At 51.9% G+C, this 19,303-nt stretch carries 16 protein-coding genes; 7 read left to right on the forward strand and 9 right to left on the reverse strand.

The window, feature by feature from the left end:
* Positions 1 to 20 precede the first annotated feature (20 nt).
* Positions 21 to 1,682 carry a HAMP domain-containing sensor histidine kinase gene (locus AB1L42_RS04455; RefSeq protein ID WP_367051637.1) on the reverse strand — a complete coding sequence of 554 codons (1,662 nt, stop codon included), beginning with the start codon at positions 1,680 to 1,682 and terminating at the stop codon, positions 21 to 23.
* Between the two features lie 116 nt (positions 1,683 to 1,798).
* Positions 1,799 to 3,187 (reverse strand): VWA domain-containing protein, encoded by a 1,389-nt coding sequence (locus AB1L42_RS04460; RefSeq protein ID WP_367051639.1) that lies wholly within the window; start codon positions 3,185 to 3,187, stop codon positions 1,799 to 1,801.
* A gap of 276 nt (positions 3,188 to 3,463) precedes the next feature.
* Here AB1L42_RS04460 and AB1L42_RS04465 point away from each other — a divergent pair, with 276 nt between their 5' ends.
* Together AB1L42_RS04465 and AB1L42_RS04470 are read left to right on the forward strand one after the other, a co-directional pair.
* Positions 3,464 to 4,393 (forward strand): hypothetical protein, encoded by a 930-nt coding sequence (locus AB1L42_RS04465; RefSeq protein ID WP_367051641.1) that lies wholly within the window; start codon positions 3,464 to 3,466, stop codon positions 4,391 to 4,393.
* A gap of 258 nt (positions 4,394 to 4,651) precedes the next feature.
* Positions 4,652 to 5,665, forward strand: coding sequence for a DUF1207 domain-containing protein (locus tag AB1L42_RS04470; RefSeq protein ID WP_367051643.1), 1,014 nt, complete (start codon positions 4,652 to 4,654; stop codon positions 5,663 to 5,665).
* 226 nt (positions 5,666 to 5,891) lie between these two features.
* Here AB1L42_RS04470 and AB1L42_RS04475 read toward each other — a convergent pair whose 3' ends face one another.
* On the reverse strand, positions 5,892 to 7,121 hold the full coding sequence (locus AB1L42_RS04475) for a hypothetical protein (protein WP_367051645.1): 1,230 nt from the start codon (positions 7,119 to 7,121) through the stop codon (positions 5,892 to 5,894).
* 361 nt (positions 7,122 to 7,482) lie between these two features.
* On the opposite strand from AB1L42_RS04475, the gene lpxD reads away from it, so the two are divergent.
* Positions 7,483 to 8,574 carry a UDP-3-O-(3-hydroxymyristoyl)glucosamine N-acyltransferase gene (gene lpxD / locus AB1L42_RS04480; RefSeq protein WP_367051647.1) on the forward strand — a complete coding sequence of 364 codons (1,092 nt, stop codon included), beginning with the start codon at positions 7,483 to 7,485 and terminating at the stop codon, positions 8,572 to 8,574.
* A 33-nt stretch (positions 8,575 to 8,607) separates the two neighbouring features.
* Complete coding sequence (gene lpxI / locus AB1L42_RS04485) at positions 8,608 to 9,507, forward strand: UDP-2,3-diacylglucosamine diphosphatase LpxI (protein WP_367051649.1); 900 nt, start codon at positions 8,608 to 8,610, stop codon at positions 9,505 to 9,507.
* Between the two features lie 33 nt (positions 9,508 to 9,540).
* Here the strand turns inward: lpxI and AB1L42_RS04490 are convergent, their stop codons facing one another.
* Positions 9,541 to 9,963, reverse strand: coding sequence for a thioesterase family protein (locus tag AB1L42_RS04490; RefSeq protein ID WP_367051651.1), 423 nt, complete (start codon positions 9,961 to 9,963; stop codon positions 9,541 to 9,543).
* Between the two features lie 247 nt (positions 9,964 to 10,210).
* Between AB1L42_RS04490 and larB the strand changes: the two genes are divergently transcribed.
* Together larB and AB1L42_RS04500 are read left to right on the forward strand one after the other, a co-directional pair.
* Complete coding sequence (gene larB, locus AB1L42_RS04495; RefSeq protein WP_367051654.1) at positions 10,211 to 10,987, forward strand: nickel pincer cofactor biosynthesis protein LarB; 777 nt, start codon at positions 10,211 to 10,213, stop codon at positions 10,985 to 10,987.
* 264 nt (positions 10,988 to 11,251) lie between these two features.
* Entirely contained in the window at positions 11,252 to 12,271 is a 1,020-nt protein-coding gene (locus AB1L42_RS04500) for a hypothetical protein (RefSeq protein WP_367051656.1), read from the forward strand.
* Positions 12,272 to 12,331: 60 nt separating this feature from the next.
* Here the strand turns inward: AB1L42_RS04500 and AB1L42_RS04505 are convergent, their stop codons facing one another.
* The 5 genes from AB1L42_RS04505 to AB1L42_RS04525 form a co-directional block, all read right to left on the reverse strand.
* On the reverse strand, positions 12,332 to 13,153 hold the full coding sequence (locus AB1L42_RS04505) for a lipase family protein (protein WP_367051658.1): 822 nt from the start codon (positions 13,151 to 13,153) through the stop codon (positions 12,332 to 12,334).
* Between the two features lie 526 nt (positions 13,154 to 13,679).
* Positions 13,680 to 14,111: a hypothetical protein gene (locus AB1L42_RS04510; protein WP_367051660.1), complete on the reverse strand. Its 432-nt coding sequence runs from the start codon at positions 14,109 to 14,111 to the stop codon at positions 13,680 to 13,682.
* 536 nt (positions 14,112 to 14,647) lie between these two features.
* Positions 14,648 to 14,917 (reverse strand): hypothetical protein, encoded by a 270-nt coding sequence (locus AB1L42_RS04515; protein ID WP_367051662.1) that lies wholly within the window; start codon positions 14,915 to 14,917, stop codon positions 14,648 to 14,650.
* Positions 14,918 to 15,106: 189 nt separating this feature from the next.
* Entirely contained in the window at positions 15,107 to 16,579 is a 1,473-nt protein-coding gene (locus tag AB1L42_RS04520; RefSeq protein ID WP_367051664.1) for a sigma-54 dependent transcriptional regulator, read from the reverse strand.
* Positions 16,580 to 16,703: 124 nt separating this feature from the next.
* The gene (locus AB1L42_RS04525) at positions 16,704 to 17,882 is read right to left on the reverse strand and encodes an ATP-binding protein (protein ID WP_367051666.1); all 1,179 of its coding nucleotides are present in this window, start codon (positions 17,880 to 17,882) and stop codon (positions 16,704 to 16,706) included.
* 480 nt (positions 17,883 to 18,362) lie between these two features.
* Between AB1L42_RS04525 and AB1L42_RS04530 the strand changes: the two genes are divergently transcribed.
* Positions 18,363 to 19,220, forward strand: coding sequence for a GNAT family N-acetyltransferase (locus AB1L42_RS04530; RefSeq protein ID WP_367051668.1), 858 nt, complete (start codon positions 18,363 to 18,365; stop codon positions 19,218 to 19,220).
* Positions 19,221 to 19,303: the final 83 nt, after the last annotated feature.

Genomic DNA, 19,303 nt, shown 5'->3' on the forward strand with positions numbered 1-19,303 from the left:
GTTTGCATTTACTGATTCGTTCAAGCATCGGCAACTCCCCGCAGTTCGACGACAAAGCTGGCCCCTGACGATGCTGGACCAATTTTCGCGTCTCCTCCATGGAGCCGTGCGAGGCTGCGCACGATCGTGAGTCCAATTCCAGTCCCGGCCGCTTGAGAGATCTCATCCGTCCCGCGCCAGAACGGTTCGAAGACCCGGCAGCTCTCCCTTTCTGGAAGTCCGGGTCCACGATCGGAGACGACCAAACGAAGGACTTTCTCATCGAGGATTCCGGTTTCGATCCTCATCCACTTGCCATCACATGCGTACTTCTCGACGTTGCTGATCAGGTTTTCGAGAATCTGTTCGAGGAGATCCGCATCGATCGCCAGCGTTTTCCGGGCATCAAGTTGCAGCACGGTCTCGATTCCCATTCGATCCAAAACCGGACGAAACCGCTCAACGACCTCAACAACCGTCTCGTCCGGAACGATCATCCTCGGGCAGACCGTGAGTGACTGCTTGTCGTGCCGGGCGAAGGTGAGCACGTTTCCGATCAAGCGGCTCAAGCGATGCGATTCATTGAGAATCACATTCAGTCTGCGGTTTGAATCAGTTGACGGTGGATCGGCGTTTTCAAAATCCCTCTCAAGAAGTTCGGCATACATACGAATATTCGTGAGCGGTGTCCTCAGTTCATGTGAGACTTGATTCACGAAGCTGACGCGCTGTTCCGCCTGACGGGCTTCTCGTCCATATTCTCGATCAATCAGAATCGCGAGACCGGAAAGTGCCAGCGTGCTGAGAATCAGTCCCGCGACGAGGACGTAAACTCCGTTCTTCCCGGCTGTCACGAAGTCCGTCGGAACAAATGTCTGGAGTTCCCAAGCTGACAACGGATACGGAAGCTGGAGCTCCGCGGATGGTTCGACTCCCGATGTCGGTCGAAAGCGTCCCCATTTGTAAATCACTTTCGAACCCGACTCGACGATTTGAGACTGAGACGGAGCAGCATTGGGACTCAATTCAGCTTCGCTCGTATCGGGTAGCTCTGCGATTAAGTCCGAGATCCACTTGGAACGATCAAGCGCCGCTCCGACCAAATACCCATTGGGGCGTCGCTGCCAGTAAATCAAGTGAAACCCCGGCCCCCAGTACCAGACAAACCAGCGCCCCGCAGTCGGTTGTTTCTCTTCACTCTTCTGGATGATCTCACTTGGTGAAGCGGCCGCCGACAATAAATTCAGTCTGGTCGTTTTCCCTTTTTGCGTTGTATCCGGCGGATCGGACTGCGTTTCCAGAACTGACTTCTGCAGCAAGCGGTCGTTAATCAGAGAAGATGCATTGAGGAGAAACTCGCGTTCCGTTTGATTCAACTGAGAGCGTGGATCGGGATAGACGATGAAGTCGTTGGGATCGATGACAAAGAGCTGAAAGAGTCGTGGGTCATCCCGGACAATGGCTCGCAGCGAGTCAACATCGTACGAGTCGATGGACGTCAGTTGTTCCATCTCACTCGCTTTCACTTGAATCTCTGCAGCGAGAACTCTTTTCGTTTCTGTGAGTCGGTCGGTCAGCAGCCCGCGAACATTCTCTTCGACTTGGCGATCTTCGAGACTCAATAGCTGCAGCCCTGCCCAACCCAACAGCAGGAGCGGCAAGGCGACTAGCAAGATCAAAAGAGTTTTGGGAGATCGTGTCACAAGGCAATTTTAAGAGGAAAGGACTCACTGGAAAAAGAAACACCGAACAAGTTTTCTGTTCGGTGCTTCCGACTTCTCTTCGATCCGAGGTCGATCAATACTCGGAAACAAGACTGTTACTTTTTCACGGGTACAGGTTGCGCTGGAGCCGAGTCGACAGGTACTTGCAGTTGAGAATTGACTTCGATTGAGTTGAGATCGATCGAATTCTGCAAGTAACGCATATCTTTTCGAGCGCGCACCAAGTCTCGTTGCTGGACAGCATCGAGTTGGAACCCATTGATTTTCTGAAGTTGGATCAGTCGGTCACTATCGTACATGTCAGCATTGGCTTTCAAATACAGATTGTTCTTCTCCAGAGTTTCGGCACATCGCACGAGGTCCCCGGCATCAAGAAAATCGGTGGCGAGTTTGTTTTGCTCGTTTGACACAAAGGCCACCACATCTTCCATCACTTTCCGGTTCAGTGAACCTTCGACCTTTTCGACATCCTCACTGAATTCCACAGCCACCGCACCGGTCAACTTGTCAGCTTCCTGAGATTGCATATTGAGATATGTGGCGGAGACTTTGGCGAGTCGCTGGCGCTGTCCTGATTCTGATTCGGGAACTTCGACTTCGATGACAATATGTTTGTCCTGCTGGCTGTAGATCTGCACGAGGTCTACGAAGATGGTCTGGCCGCTGATTTCTGACTCATTTCCAAGCACACGCACCGGGCGAATTCCCTCGGAAATGTTAACTTTCAATCGAACGTTCTGAGCAACGACGGAAGTCACGTCCTGGAACTCTTGATTGAAAACGTCAGCGAGTTCCGTAGCACGTTCGATGAAGAAATGGTTGCCGCCACTTCGAGAAGCCAGCTTTGCCATCAAGTCTTCGTTGTAGTCCAACCCGAGTCCGAGAGTGGAGACGGAGATGCCTTCCTTCTTCAACGATCCGCCAAGCGAACCAAGTTCAGACGGAGAACTTGGCCCTTCATTGGCCAGACCATCCGAGAGCAGGATGATGCGATTCACTCTCTCTTCACTCAGAAACTTGCGGACTTCGGCAGCCCCCTTACTGACACCGGCGAAGAGCGCGGTGCCGCCGTTGGATCGAATCCGGCCGATCGCACTCTTGATCATTGCCTTGTCGGTCAGTTTCGTAGCTGGGACGAGTACATTGACGGTCGTATCGTAGGTAATGACAGAAACAATATCGTTTGGTCCGAGACGATCGATTGCATCCTGAGCGGCAGCTTTGGCTCGCTCGATCTTCTCTCCGTTCATCGACCCGGATTTGTCCAGGACAATCGCCACGTTCACCGGGGCTCGTTCTTTGTCGGATTCCATCGTGAACCCGGTGAGCCCTACGCGAATCCACGTCGTCTGTTTCTTGCCGGACTTCAGAATTCCGTAGGAGGAAGCGACATCGAGTTCGACCTGCTCGGCCAAGACATGCGGACCAGACGCCAGGACAACGATCATTCCCCAGCCCAGTGCGACGTGCGTTGTTTTGAACATGATTCAAATCCTTCTGTGACTCAAAGTAGGAAGTGTGAGGGTTTCCGTGATGAAGGATTAGACGCCGAAGTCTCGAACAAGTGGTCAGCGACTCGTAAAAATGATGTAAGAGTTTTGTAAGCATTCAAAGCCGAATCCGAGACAAATCGGAAATCGAACGACAATTGACTCGGCGATTTCAGCCTAGATCATCTCAATTTCAATAGAAACTGCTAAACTCGCAGCCAAACAATCCTGCCTGAAACATCCCCCGCCCCAACCTTGAGAGTTCACGAGATGCCTCAGAATTTGTTGCGAAAGACGCCAGCAGCAGCCACATCTTCCAGAGTGAAAGTGTCGATTCTGGGCCTGTCCCTGATCGCCCTCTCAGCCATTGGATGGCCAGCCAAGCTGGTCAGAGCAGAAGACACAAAGCCTTTCGCGGAACGTCCCAAGAACTTTCAGGTCGACGAGTTAGTGGCGTGGTGTATCGTCCCATTCGATGCCAGCCAACGTGGACCGGCCGAGCGTGCCCAGATGATTGCCGACCTCGGGATGCGTCGTATCGCCTACGACTGGCGACAACAACATGTCTCGGAGTTCGCAGCGGAGATCGAAGAGTACAAAAAACGCGACCTTGAGTTTTTCGCGTTCTGGAGTTGGCACGACGACTTCGCGCGACTCGCCGCAGAAAGCAATATCGCTCCGCAATTCTGGATTACAAATCCCAGCCCGGAGGGCCAATCTCAGGCTGAACGCGTCGCAGCCGCGACACAGCAACTGCTCCCATTGGTCCGCAAAGTTGAAGCAATCGGCGGACAATTGGGACTTTACAATCACGGAGGATGGGGGGGCGAACCGGAGAATCTCGTGGCAGTCTGCAAAGCCCTGCGAGCAGAAACTCAGAGCAACTCTGTCGGGATCGTCTACAACTTCCATCACGGCCACGGACACATTGACGACTTCGCCGATTCTCTCAACTCCATCCTTCCGTATCTCTTTTGTCTCAACCTGAACGGCATGGCAGACAGCGAAGATGTCAACGGGCTCGAAAATAAAATCCTCCCCATCGGGTCGGGGAAACATGAATGCAAGATGATCGAGGCAATTCTGGAAAGCGGATACGATGGACCGATCGGAGTGCTCGATCACCGATCCGAACTTGATGCACGAGAATCGCTTCTACAAAACCTGGATGGTCTCGACAAACTCTTTTCCAAACAGTGAGTTGGCCCGCTTCTGCAATGGTCCCGTTCTTCTGATGTGACGAGCCTGATCAAGCCAGCCCCGATGTTGTTTTGTAGAAATGACAACTTGCTCTTCGCAGATATTCACGCTGCATGAAGACCGCGATCATCGATCGGCAGGAACAGTCAACAGCCCTCCGACTCGAAGCATCGAACCAGAAATCTGTTCGACTCTCAAACGGGACGGTGAGTATGATGCGCCGTGAAGCGCTCATCTCCTCGATTATGGGTTCAACCTATGAACTCTTTTGTCCCGGCAATGACCGATCAAGAGCCAAAGACTCGCATCAAACGTTCTGCAACTGCACAAGAATACGGCCTGAAAACCCTCATTCTCGTCTGTTGTGGATTGCTGTGGCTGTGTGCTCACACTCAACCGGTTGACGCTGAAGACGACTGCCTTCCCCCGCTCGTACTGCCGCCGGTTGAGTCATTCAGTGCGACCACAAGTGAAAATTCTCTCTTCAGCCCGTTTCTCACTCACTGCGACCAGAGCGACTGGTGTTGGACTTTCCTGCCTCAGGGATTTCTATACACCACATATTGGGCCAGTTCGGCTGAACCGCGGCTCTCGGTGAAATTGATCGAAGAGAAAACGATGGGATCGCTCCTCGATTCTTCGATTGCTGGCCGCGTGGGATTTGTCCGATTCGGCTCTCGGAACCGGCTGGAAGGCTGGCAGTTCGACCTGCTCGCAGGAGTCAATTTGCGACAGGACCCCGAAAGCCATCTCGACATGCAGGCGACCGATTATCGCTACGATCTTCCGCTCACTTACCGGAACGGCCCGCATGCTTTTAAGTTAGGTTTTTATCACGTCAGCTCTCATCGCGGAGACGAATATCTCGTCACCAACCAGACCCTTGAGAGGTACAACTTTCTGCGTGATGTGTTTAACTTCGGCTATTCGTATTACCCCGTTCCTGAATTGCGTCTCTATGGGGAAATCGGATACGGATTTAACGTTGATGTTTCTGAGCCGCTCGAGTTTCAATTCGGCTTCGACTATGGCCCTGCTCAGGCGACACGAATCTATGGAGCACCATTCGCTGCACTCAATGTTCATCTTCGCGAAGAACTCAACTACGGCGGCAATGTCGCCGTGCAACTCGGTTGGGCGTGGCGTGGGTTCTCGAAAGCCTCGGGAATTCTTCGCTCAGGCTTGTATTACTACGACGGCGGCAGCTCTCAGTTTTCGTTCTACGATCAGCACGAATCCCAAATCGGCTGGGGTCTCTGGTACGACTTCTAAAGCAAGTTGCTCTTTACTGTGCACTCGCTTGTGCTGTTTCGTTAAGTAAAGAGCTGAGTTTGCTCATGCGAGTCCGTGCAATCCAGATCTGGAAATGTTCTTAACAGTGAGACAACTTCAAAACAAAGTAACCAGAAACCACTTTCACGGTCTCTGGTCACTGGCTTGAACGAATCGCGGCCGCGAGTTGTGAGGCTCGCTCATTTCTCCCAGAAGTGAAGATGTTTTACTGCAAGGTGTCCGAAAAAATATCTCGAATCTCGGATTCCCCGTTGTCTGAACTCGTCTCTTTGGGGAAGTCAGAAGCTGATTCGTTCTCGGCATTTCGTGCGAGCGTATAGGCGAGTGCTCCGAGAACCTGTCCGCGCCGGACATCGTGACACATCAGGCAATTGTTCGATGCCCGAAGTGATCCGATCATCCGAATCTCTTGAGGGTGTTCCCGGATTACTAAATCTGTCGACTCAACAAGTTGTGAGAGAGCGTCGGCTTCCCACTCATCGACGGGACGGGTTTCAAACTCGTCGAGTTCATCCAGATTCGGCAGCGACTCGGACAAGTAAACAACTGGTTCATCGTTTCGTAATAGTCCGACCAGTTCGATTCGTTCGAGTCGCCACTCCGCAATTTCCGGAGCTTCATCTTCAACAACGGGAACGCGTGCGAACGCATGCGACTGAAACCCCGCAACGTGCTCGTGATCCTGAACATATCCAAACGTGTCCGGCCGCAAGAATTCAGACTGAGCCCTTTCGTGAATTTTCATGCGAGGATCAGTGACAGTCTGAAGATACGTCTGGACTTCCCTTTCTCGATAAAAAGACCAACTGTCGACCGATGAGTTCTTCGATTCTTCGATGGCTTTCGGACAATGAAGCTTCGATTGAGGAATGGGTTTTGGCTCGGGAAGTTCTACCATTCTCGGCCGAATTCGCACCATCCGCACGGGTCCGAACCCCGCTGCCGTGACAAAGTCTTCGTAATACTCACTGTGAAGCCTTTTCAGCGAAGACGCTCGGGACCCTCGGTAGATATCTTCTTTCGTACTCAGACGCATGACGACTTGAGGAGCCAGACTTGGTGCAGGTAGAGCACCGAGCTTCGACGGATCGGGAAGTCGGTCAGAGAGCGACTCAAACGGATAAGCATCCCGCATCTCGCGGACTTCCGCCCGAGCGGACGCTGACATCGAATAGCCCCAGCCGACGACACCGACAATTGACGCGAACGCGAAAACGCAAACGACCACCGGGTTGAAACGCCATTTTCGCCCGGCCCAACCGACGAAAATCAATGCGATTCCATGTACGAAGAACAGTAGCAAACCCATGAAGAAAGCAAACACCGTCAGGCCAATTGGAACAGTCTTCGCAACAAATCCCGTCGGCGACACCCAATACGCCAGACCAAAAACAGCAGTTAATATGGTGAGAAAAACGATCGTCGAAATCATCATCGCAAACCCCTTCCGCTTCGACATGCCAGAAGAGCATGCCCAACGCTCTCAGAAATGATCTGGTGAATGGAATGAACTCAGCGTGTTTCGATCGAACACTGTTGATACGTTTCAAAGGTCCAGTTTGTTGAAACGAAATTGAAGAATCCTCCACAACTGACATTCTTCTAACTTGAGCGAGAAAACGAACAACATCTCCACAGACAATCTGCAATCCAGCCCGCCCGTCTTGACCAGTGACTGGCTGTTTCCCGAATCACCCCAAAACCCGTCTTGCTGTATTTGGAATATTGGGCTAGAAGAGAGTCGGCAAGACGCCAGAAGAATAGACCGATCGAAGGTCGCAGCAGGGACGCCGCTGATGCCGATCACAATCAATACACTCGCACAACATATTTCGGGAGAAGTTCTCGGAAACGGAGAGATTCTCGTTTCGGACGTTGCTTCGCTGGAAACTGCAGGTTCTGACAACGTTTCCTATCTCGATTCCAGAAAACAACTTCGGCCTGCGCTGAACAGTGCAGCTGGTGCGATTATCACCACTGCGAAGCTCTCCGAAGAATTTCAGCGACGCGGTTCGACATGCGTTCTGATTCTCGTCGACCAGCCTCAACAAGCTTTCATCGAGGCCATGCTGCACTTCCGCCCACAAGCCCCTCGGAACCGGTGTGGCGTTTCTGAGTATGCTCACATCGACGAATCAGCAGTCCTCGGCGAAGGCTGTGACATCTACCCGAATGCCTGGATCGGCAAAAACGTCCGATTGGGTGATCGCTGTGAAATTGGCCCCGGAGCTGTCATCGCCGACAACGTCACCATTGGTGACGACTGTGTGATTCATGCGAATGCAGTGATCTACCGGGATGTCGAAATTCATGACCGCGTGATTGTGCATGCGAATGCAGTCATCGGCGCTGACGGATTTGGATACCGCTTCGTCAATGGAGCATTCGTTCGCATTCCGCACACGGGATCGGTGATCGTTCAGAACGATGTCGAAGTCGGTGCTTGCACGACGATCGATCGCGGTATGATTCACTCGACTGTGATTGGTGAGGGAACCAAACTCGACAATCAGGTCATGATCGCACACAACTGTCAAATCGGAAGACACAACGCGTTTGCATCGCAGGTCGGATTAGCAGGCTCCTGCACAACTGGTGACTATGTCCAAATGGGTGGACAGGTCGGCGTGGCCGATCATGTGAACATCGGACCGGGTACAAAATTCGGTGGAAAGTCGGGAGTCATCTGGGATATGCCAGCTGGCGGGACCTTCCACGGAATCCCTGCGATCAACGAAAAAGACTGCATTCGAAATCACTTCTCGATTCAGAAGCTTCCGGAACTCCGCGACCAAGTCAAACAACTCTCTGAACAACTCGCCGAACTCAAGGCGCAGTTGGCTGACTCATCTCAGACCGATCAAAGTTCTCAACGATCGGCTGCTTGAACTCACCTCAACTACCAGAACCTTTCAATTCCAATGTCGGACTCGCACCGAGCACGCATCCTGCCCATGCCAACTCAGCAACACCGGATCGGACTTCTGGCCGGTTGGGGCCGATTCCCTGTGCACTTTGCCCAAGCCGCTCAGGCACAGGGTTATTCCGTGCAGTGCATGGGAATCGAAGGCATGGTCTCTGAAGAGCTGGCTGACGTTTGCGACGACTTCCGAACTGCTCCACTGGCCCGAATTGGTAATGCGATTCGTTACTTTCATCGCCGCAAAGTCGAGAACGCAGTGATGGCGGGGAAAGTCGAAAAGCGAGTTCTATTCGACCCGTTTCGTCTCTGGCGACTCTGGCCGGACTTGCGAACGATCAACATGTGGCTTCGTCACTGCACCAATAAGAAGGACGACACCCTGCTATTGGCGGTGATTCGGGAATTTGAGCGGGACGGCATTCACTTTCGGTCCGCGTTGGATTTTTGCCCGGAGATTCTTGTGAAACATGGATTTCTCACTCAACGACATCCGTCCGCTTCCCAATGGAAAGACATCCATTTCGGCTGGGAACTCGCCAAGCGGATGGGAGACCTCGACATCGGTCAAACCGTCGTTGTGAATGACACAGCTGTCATTGCTGTTGAGGCCATCGAAGGGACCGACGAGTGTATTCGTCGCGCTGGGACGCTTTGCCGCCGCGGCGGAATGACCGTCGTCAAAGTCGCCAAGCCGAACCAGGACTTGCGTTTTGACGTCCCGACGATCGGTCTGCAAACCATCCAAACGATGCGAGAGTCTGGCGCACGCATTCTCGCGATCGAGTCCGGCATGACAATCCTGCTCGACGAGCAGGAAGTTTTGAACCTGGCCAACAAGCTCGGAATCGCCATCGTTTCGGTGAAGGGTGAAGAGCTTCGACTGCGTGCTGTCGCCTGATCCAAGCGACTCAATCGTCGAGTCGACGATGCCTCAACTCGCCGGTGTTTCTTCGATCACTGCGCGATACTCCTCCGGAATCTGAATCGACTCAAGCGATCCTTCAATTCCGCAGATGCAGCAGGCAGTCTTCATTCTTCCGTAAGCGAGACGTTTATCTCCCCGGAAGAACTCTGCATAGAACGTCAGCGACTTATAGCCGATTCTCTCAACGCGCAAGCGGATCTCCAGTTCATCTTCATGAAAAGCTGGGGCTTCAAAGTGGCACGACGCAGAGACTCGGGGCCAGCCGATGTAGCTTCCATCGGACCGTTTCTGCATGATCGTCAGTCCAAGCGAGCGAAAGTACTCGTGCTCTGCCTCTTCCATCCAGCGATAGAAGTTGGAAAAGTGGACAATGCCAGCCATATCAGTGTTGGCGAATTCAACTCGCCTGCGTGCAATAAACTCCGCCATCAGCGTTCTTTCGATCGGCGTCCCAAACGTGACTGTTGACACATTCTTCGACTCGGGACCGTGTTCTAAGTATGAATATTGGTACTCATCAATTGATTGAGTGGAATTCCGTGGGAATTGAGTCGACCTCGCAGTGAAAACAAAGTCGATTGCGATCACGGTTGGTCGTCACGTCCTCCGTAAGTTGATAGTTTAGACAGACTGTCACGAAACACGAATCCACCTGTCGAAATGTGTACGACTTCGCATGAATTCTGGTCGCAACGAATCTGAAATCCGCCAACTTCTGGAATCTCTACTTGCTGGTGAGCAATCGATTGACGCAGCCGCCCGGCAACTGGCGCAACAATCCTCGACGACCACTTCCATCGGCTCAGACGCTGAAGTTCGACTCGACGTCGGTCGACAAACTCGATGCGGCTTCCCGGAAGTTGTATACGCTCCGGGAAAAACCAACGAACAAATCGTCACCGCGTTTCGAATGCTGCAAGACGCTGACCAGAACTGTCTCGCGACACGTTGCGACGCTGAACAAGCTGAGGCGATTCTCTCCGAGTTTCCCGAAGCCATCCATCATCCCGCAGCACGGACTGTTCGAATTCAACGACACTTCGAACAGACAGGCAAAGTTGCCGTCATCACAGCTGGCACATCCGACCGTCCTGTCGCGCTGGAAGCAGTTGAGACACTCACCTGGATGAACATCCAGAACGATCTTTTCATTGATGTCGGTGTCGCTGGTCCGCAGCGTTTTCTGGCGGTCAAAGATGAACTCGCTGATTGCGATGCAGTCGTTGTCGTCGCAGGAATGGAAGGAGCACTGCCTTCGATGGTCGCAGGTTGGCTCAGTTGTCCCGTCGTCGCCGTCCCGACAAGCGTCGGATACGGAGCATCTTTTTCAGGCGTGGCTGCACTGCTGTCCATGCTCAACAGCTGCGCTTCGAACGTGACCGTGGTCAATATCGATGCTGGCTTTAAAGGGGGATTCGTAGCTGGGCTGATTGCTTCGAATTGTCATCGATAAACACGTTAGCACCGGTTCTGAGGGCTTCTGTTCGAATCGGTGAGCCTGTTTTGTCCTGATTTTGCAACATTCGTCGGGGCTCAAATCGAAGTTTCTTATTGAATCAATTCCGGTCAAAAGCTAATTTTTGATTTGGAGTTGCCTCGCAGCTGTTTTGAAGCAGATGAATGGTCCGATTCGAAATTCGCTTCAAACATTTCGCGGGACACTATGAGAAGTTGTCGGGATTGGGCTCTGTGAGTTGCCACTGTTGGGAAGAGATCGATGGAACTGTGGAAGGTGGTCTTATACGCGTTCACAATTGTCATCGGGGTCATTTTTGTCGTCGCGGTGAATATCGAGAAGGAAGACAAAGGTCCTCGTACAATTGCCGCTTCGAATGAGAAGTCACATTCGGATTCTGAGCGAATCGACAAACCTGAACAAAACGCGCTCAACGAATCGCCTGCAGAGAAAAATATCGACGAACAAGCCGACGTCGACGAGGCTACCGAAGAACCAGACGAGACAATGGCGAGCAGCCTGACATTCGGTGCTGCGGGATTCAATTCGATCCCAGCTTCATCTCCTCCAGCTGCAAAAGAATCACCGGAGCCATCGGCAGCTACTGAAGTCGTCGAGAGTCCGAAGCAAGCAGAGGGCTCAGACGATCATTCGATCGATGACGAACACGTGCTGCCGGTCTCGTCCGTTGAAGTGGTCGATACTCTGCTGACAACCGTTTACAACCAGTTCACCAATCGAGACTCCGTTCAGGTCCGCCACTCCTGGAAGAACGTCGGTGAGCATTCGATTCGGGCCATTGATGTTCGATACACCTTTCGAGACGTGAACGGGAAACCAATCGAAATTCAGGAGTATCGACCTTACGCCGCAAAACTAGGGACAACGGGAATCCCACCCGGTCAAACAGACATGACTCCTAAGGGCGAAGGCTTAACGCTGAAAGTGTTAGATCGAATTCCGCAATCAGTCGATGTTGAAGTTCTCGGCGTCTATCGTCGTTGGCACCCTGACGATGACTTGCCGGATCTGGCCGCTGAGAAGTTAGCTGCTGCGAAAGAAGATGAGAGAATGCAGCAACAAATCGCAGAGGCGGAAGCTGCCAAAGCTGCGAAGGAGGAATCGGATCGACGAGCAGAGAACAAGCTGAAACTGACTCGCAAAGTGATTCGAGAACATCCGAGATTGGCGAAAGAATGGTTGGAGAAACTGATCGCTGAATTTCCTGATTCACCAGCCGCCGAGGAGGCCCGCACTCTTCTTGAGAATGCGAGCAACTAGATCATTTCCATCATTGATGATCAGCACTCAACTCAACGCAAAAATAACCACAGAGTTCCTCTATCTCGAATGGTCATCCTCAGCACGGATTCCGGTTTCGATGCCGTCCAGATAGCAGGTCATTGAATGATCGGCGAGGAGATCGAACTCCCCTTTCTTAAGTCCTGTCCAGAACCCGTTCCAACAGTCTTGAGCATACTGAGCTTTGGAAACGCGTCCGTACTGACCGTTTGAATCGATGTACATCAGCTTTCCAGTGTGTCGATATCCAAGCCACATGGGGGGCACGCGTGTTACCAAGTCATTGTTATTGACCCAGCGATAGTGCGTAAGCGGGACCGAATTAACGAAGCGTTTGTTGCCGACTCGAGGACTCCCGAACGTGTGCAGTTCCATTGGAGCAGGGTCCAATTTTGCCTGATGGCAACGTCCTGCGCAAATTGTGGCCATTGCTCCCCCCAGCGAGTGCCCAGTGAACCATAACGTCTTACGGTTCGCTTCGAGTTCTTTAAAGAGTTGTGGCCAGAGGTCGTCGACTTCCTGCTTGAACCCTCGATGCACGCGGCCCACTGTTTCCGCTACAGCCATCGTCGCATTGACGTCGGCCTTCAGGTCATTCCACTCTGTCGGTTCCGTTCCCCGACAGGCGACGATGCAGTCCCATTCTGTTTTGAAGACGTATGCCTGCGCTCCATCCTCTTCGACGAATAACGTTTCCAACAGCTGAAGAGGACGCACAGTCGACTGAGCGCTATCTTCGTCCAGATACGCGATATAGGCCAGTTCACCCAGGACCAAAGAACGCTGCAATTCAGAGCGATCAGAAAGTGGCCCAGTCAACGGTGCCGATCGAAACTGGTAATCCGGCTCCGACGAACTCATCTCTACCCCATTTCGTCAATGGACAGGTCATCCAGGGAAGACTTCGATTGAACAAGTGCTGATCGTACCCCTCTGGTGACAGATGTCCATCAAACGTAAGCAAAATCGACGATGAAAAACCTGAGAATTCCGAACCAATTTCAGCGACGAAGAGTTCCGTCTCCGCGATTTCCGAGCGGCTGAATGCCAGTTCATCAGCGAACAGAACCAAACAGCATGGGTAACAAATTCGGAAGTGAATCACGCAAACTGAGTGCTGAGGTCGTCTCATATTCTGCCATAAAACGCGAAAGCCTCACCGGGATGGCTCGGCGAGGCTTTCTCTAGGATCAACACTTGGCATTCAATTGAGTTGCGAGATGAATGATCCTCCTTTCTCGTTGCAGGACAGATGAAACGACTGACTGAATTCGAAGTGTCGCTGACCACTTCCCGCTCTTTTTGAACTGGTGATTGCTGACAGGTCTTCCGAGTCACAGCAATCGGTCACGATCAATCACTGACATGAGCGCGGAGGTGAATGTGATCAGTCGATGACGGTTTCCGGCTCCCCTTCTTCTTTCCGGTTTTGATCATTCGAGACCATCGACTGTCTCGGCTGCTTGACCTCTTTCTGCACTTGAGGAGAGGTCGCTGCTGGCTGAGTGACGACGGGTTGGCTCTTCGCAGGCTGCGTCACAATCGTTCGAGTTCTGACGTTCTGATTGGGATAGATGACATAGTTTCGATTCCAGAAGAAGTTGCGACTCGGTGCAATCATCTGCTGTGGCTGAGTCACTGTTCGATTGGAACGAGTTGTCGTCTGGCCAGAGCTCGATGATCGCTGCCAGAAACCATGTCCCGGTCGCTGACGACGTTCCGCGACAGATCTTGTTCGTCCTTGAGCTTCCGCAATATCGGCTGCGACGAACAAAGCCAACAACAACGCAGATAGAGTCAACGAAGTGAAACGATTCATTGAACAATCCTTCCCTCTTTTTCCGGACTGATCATCAACGTGTCAGGCTGCGGGCGACAACGCCTGAAGACAATACGCCGGAAGTTTTGTGTTCCATCCAGCCCGAACGTTCGTCTGGATGCGATGATCTGCGAATCAGAATTTGCGAACTGCGTGCCAGCGGATGCCGGGACGAGGCCGGATTCGAGTTCGAAAATTCCGAGGGAATTCACCAAAGCGACAAACTTCCTTTCTCATTTGAACTTAGATTGCGCGCGTCTTGGTCTTCTCTCTCAGAGCAAAAATGGGAATGAGCTTTCCCATCGAGATGATGTAAATTGCAGCACAAGTAAGAAGAAGAAATCCGGGATTAGCTGTCAGCCCGCATCGACAGTGTCGCCAACCAGAGACAAGTGTGTGACAACGATTGGCGACACCGCCTCAAAACTCAGGATTTCATGCACTCTTCGAAATCCTCTTCACGGACTCAATACAACGACTTCGACCTCATCGAGGAGGCCGAAGTCGAATGAATCCGCACGAACGATGAAAACCGTTTAGTTCAGCCAACGAGGATACGCGATCGCTGCGATAACACCCAGAATCGCTGGAACAACGGTGATCACAACGAACCAGACGACCATCTGGATAATCTTGCGGTTTTCGCGGTCACACGATTCACTAGGTGTCAAATACCGCTTGCGACGGTAGTTTTCTCGCGACACCCTCGACAGGCGATCGATGTCCGATTGACGTGCATGCGGCCAGACGGGCGTCTCAACTGGTGAATTGTCCCTGCCAACTTTCGGAACCATTTTCGCAATCATGATTCAGCTCCTTGAGTTGTGCGAACGGGGTTGAGTTATCCAACGCAATCGCTGTTCGCGTCCAGAAAAGTCTTGTCGACACGATTCACAATGAATTGTAACGACTCGAGAACTCCAAGACGGTAACGCAAAACAGACTCCAAGCAGAAAAATTACAACAAACTGTCAACAGCGAGCGACAGTCTGAATTTACTCGCCGTTTTTCTCAACGGGATTGCGAAACTCTGCAGCTTTAAGATCGTGCTTATTAAGAAGCTTATGTAATCCTTGACGCGACAAATTTGCCTGACGCGCTGCTTCAGAAACGTTTCCTGAACATGCTTTGAGAAGTCCAACGAGATATTGATGCTCCGCTTGATCGATGGCTTCTTCGCGTGTCTGGACTTCCTTCGATTCACTTTGAGGTTCGACGAGATCAATCGAAGCTTTCAGGATCGGCACTGCCTCGTGAACCGGGGAGTCAATTTTCCCCTGGCTGCGAATTCGTTCGGGAAGATCTGCTGTTGTGATTTCATCACTGTTGCTCAGCGCAATGGCTCGATCCATCACATTTCGCAGTTCGCGAATGTTTCCGGGCCATGCATATGACATCAATGCCGCCTGTGACTCTGCAGTTATTTTAAGCGCTGGGGAATCCTCTGGGCGTAACTCTTCGAGAAAATAATCGGCCAATAAAAGAATGTCGTTTCCACGGTCGCGGAGAGGTGGCAATTCCAGATGGATGACTCCCAATCGGTAGTACAAATCCCGTCGAAACCTGCCGGAAGCGACCTCAAGTTCAAGATCTCGGTTCGTTGCACAGACAAACCGAGTATCAACCGAAACGGGTATATGACTTCCGACTGGAGTAAACGTCTGTTCCTGGACAGCCCTCAGTAATTTCGCCTGCAGCGGAGCAGGAAGTTCCCCAAGTTCGTCGAAAAATGCCGTTCCCCCGTCGCACTGTTTCAATAAGCCTTCTGCATCATCAACCGCCCCGGTGAAAGCTCCCTTTTTGTGTCCGAACAACATCGACTCGAAAAGAGCTTCCGGGACGGAAGTGCAATCGATGACCTGAAACCGCCCTGCCCTCCGATGACTGCGTTCATGAATCTCACGCGCAATCACTTCTTTCCCGGTTCCGCTTTCGCCGGTGATGAGCACGTTTGCGTCAGTCGTCGCGACACGATTGATGATCTCGAGAAGTTCTCGCAGCTTCGCACACTCACCAATGATGCGATTCGATTTCTCCGCCGGCTTCGTTCGACCGCGCGGATACTTGATTTGCGTTCGACGACTGTTGGCCAAAGCCTTTTTGACACTGTTGAGCAGATCATCAAACTTAACAGGCTTCACCAGATAGTCAGCAATCCCAAGCCGTACGCTCTCAATCGCTGATGGCAGAGTCGGCACACCGGTTATGACAATCAGCGGAATTTCCGGTTGAAGGTCGCTGTGCTTTCGGAGCAACTCCAACTTGAGATTTCCGGGCATGTTCAAGTCCGAGAGAACGAGATCAAAGTCTCCCTTCTCTAACTCGGCCAGAGCAGAATTTGCATCGGGGACGCAGACACATTCGAACCCCGACTTTCGCAGCAGCTCACCAGTCGTCCGAAGAAAAAGAGGTTCATCATCGGCAATGAGAATTCTCTCGGTCTTCTTGTACTCGTCTGAAGCAGCCATAACACTCACGCTGTTTTCGCATGTGCCGGAATCGGAACTGGAATTGCCCGCTGTGAACAGCCAATGTCCAGCGACTGACGTAACCCTATCGCTGAAGACGTCGGAAAATCAACGGGACCAGTGATCAAGAGAGTTCCCCGGCCGTGAAGGCCGGGAGGACAACTCGAAACGTGCTGCCTTTTCCGATCTCAGTCTCGACCTCCAGAGTCCCACCCATTGTTTCCACCAACGTCTTGGAAACAGCCAGCCCCAACCCCATCCCTTCCTTCAACTCTCCTTTGGTTGTGAAGAAGGGCTCAAAAATGTGAGGGAGAACTTTTTCGTCGATCCCGCTTCCGTGATCGATGACTTTGATCTCTGTCGACTTCGAATCAGAAGTGACAGCGATCGTCACGACTGAATTCACCGGAGATGCTTGAATCGCATTTCTGACGAGGTTGATCAAAACTTGCTTCACCTCCCCTTCAGGCAGACGCAAAATCTCTGTGACCTCGGGCGGACTGACATTCAGCTCAACCTTTCGTCGACCAGCGACCGGTTCCAGCAGACAAAGCACATCCCGGATCGTGTTCGAGAGAGAAAAATCCACCGGTTGTTGCGGATTCCGACGGTAAAGTTGATACATCTGATGAATGATTGAACTGATGCGTTCAATTTCTCGGTCGACCATATCCAAGAGATCGAAGTGTTCGTGCTCCGGATCAATGCTCGAGCGAAAGAGCGCGAACGCATTGCGAATTCCGGCGAGCGGATTGTTCACCTCATGGGCAACACCAGCCGCGAGTTCCCCGAGTGCTGCCAGTTTCTCCATCTGCTGGCGATGTTTTTCTAACGTCGCGATCCGAGCCGTTCGTTCTTCGACTAACTGCTCGAGGTGTTCCGCATAGAGCCTCAACTGTTCGCGCAGGCTTTGCCGCTCCGTAATATTTCGGACACTTGTTCGAATCCCGAGATGTTGACCATCGTCAGCGTGCATCGGCTGCCAGGAAACAGCCATCCACCGAACTTCTCCGGCAGCCGTCCGAATCCGGAACTCGACATCGTTCCTAGATTCCCCCGCAACAGCTGAGCGTAACATCTCTTCGACTTTTGTCCGGTCGTCTTCGAACACAATTGGAAGAGGGTAATCTTCCATCTGAAGACATTCGGTCGGCGAAAAGCCGGTCATTCTGTTGACGGCATCATTGACCCAAACGAGCTTTCCATCGGGATCGTGCCAACTCTCCCAGTCGTAGGTGAAGTTTGCGACAGCACGGAAATAGACATCGTTCAACGAACGATCTCGAAATGATGAATATGGCATCTTCAGTCTTCTGGGTTGTTTTGACTGCTTGAGCGTGTCGAGAAGCCACTCCGAAAGAATGTTTCTGACAGCCGACTCACTCGAGGAGCGTTGGGGTGGGACCCATCCCAATTGCTTGTTCAGTTTCTAGAAAACCATTTCGAATAACTCTGACACGATCAATCGCTCGAGAGACTCCCAAATCTGATCGCTCTCCGTCAATCATTTCCAACTCGTGGATTGGTTCAATCCCACGATTGAGCATTTCCACTCACCACTTTCCTACCGGATTACGAGATTTCATTTTCTGAGACGAAATCCGAAGCACCATGCAATTCTTCCTTCAGCCCTCTTCCATCGCGAGAACCTGATAAAACTATTGGATGCGAGAGACCCAGACAGCGAGGCCCATTCAGCGATAAACTAATTTCAGAAACAGCAATCTCGACGAAGTCGATTTTCCTGCGCTCCGGAATCCATTACTCAACAAGAAGAAAAAACATGGCTGAAAAAATTCGACCAATGCAGCGAGACGAACTTGACCTGTTGATCAACTGGGCAGCGGAAGAAGGTTGGAATCCGGGACTTCATGACGCAGAGTTGTTCTGGAACCTCGATCCCGAAGGATTCTTGGCGCTCGATCTTGACCAAGAATTTTGCGGAGGCGGGGCAATTATTCGCCACAACTCTGAATTCGGATTCATGGGGCTGTTTATCGTTGAGGAAACTCATCGCGGAAAACAGCACGGACGCAAACTCTGGTATGCCCGGCGCGATCAACTTCTGAAACGACTCGACGAGAATGCAACGATCGGATTGGATGGGGTCGATGCAATGGTCGGTTTTTACAAACGCGGAGGCTTTGTTCCATTCACAAGATATCGCCGCTTCACAATTTCAGAACCACTCCGAGCCGACGTGACCAATCCGAACATTGTTCCACTTGCCAAAGTTGATCCGCAGCTTATCGCCGATTTGGATCGGCAGTGTTTTCCGGGCGATCGTTCTGCTTTCCTGCATGACTGGATCAAGCAGCCTCAGTCAATTTCACTTGCGTGCATTCGAGGAGAAGAACTTCAAGGCTTTGCAGTGATGAGAAAATGTCGCAGCGGTTGGAAGATCGGTCCGCTGTTCGCCGAAGCCGCTTCCAGTGCTGAGCAACTTCTTGTGGCTTCAAGACAGCAAGCTCAGGAAGAACCGGTTTTTCTCGACGTGCCTGATAATAACCCAGAAGCGGTTCAGCTTTGCAACTCCCATGAGATGACCGAAGTTTTCGGATGCACTCGAATGTACTTCGGCCCACCACCGAAGCTGGCACATCACAAAATCTTCGGTATCACAACACTCGAAGTGGGGTAGTGAATCAGAGCGGCTCCACTCATCCGGTTCTCTACTCTCTCTGTCTACAACTTCTGTTCGCGACCTTACGAAGAACAGTGGTT

This window comes from Thalassoglobus sp. JC818 (assembly GCF_040717535.1).
In the GTDB taxonomy this organism is placed as follows: Bacteria; Planctomycetota; Planctomycetia; order Planctomycetales; family Planctomycetaceae; genus Thalassoglobus.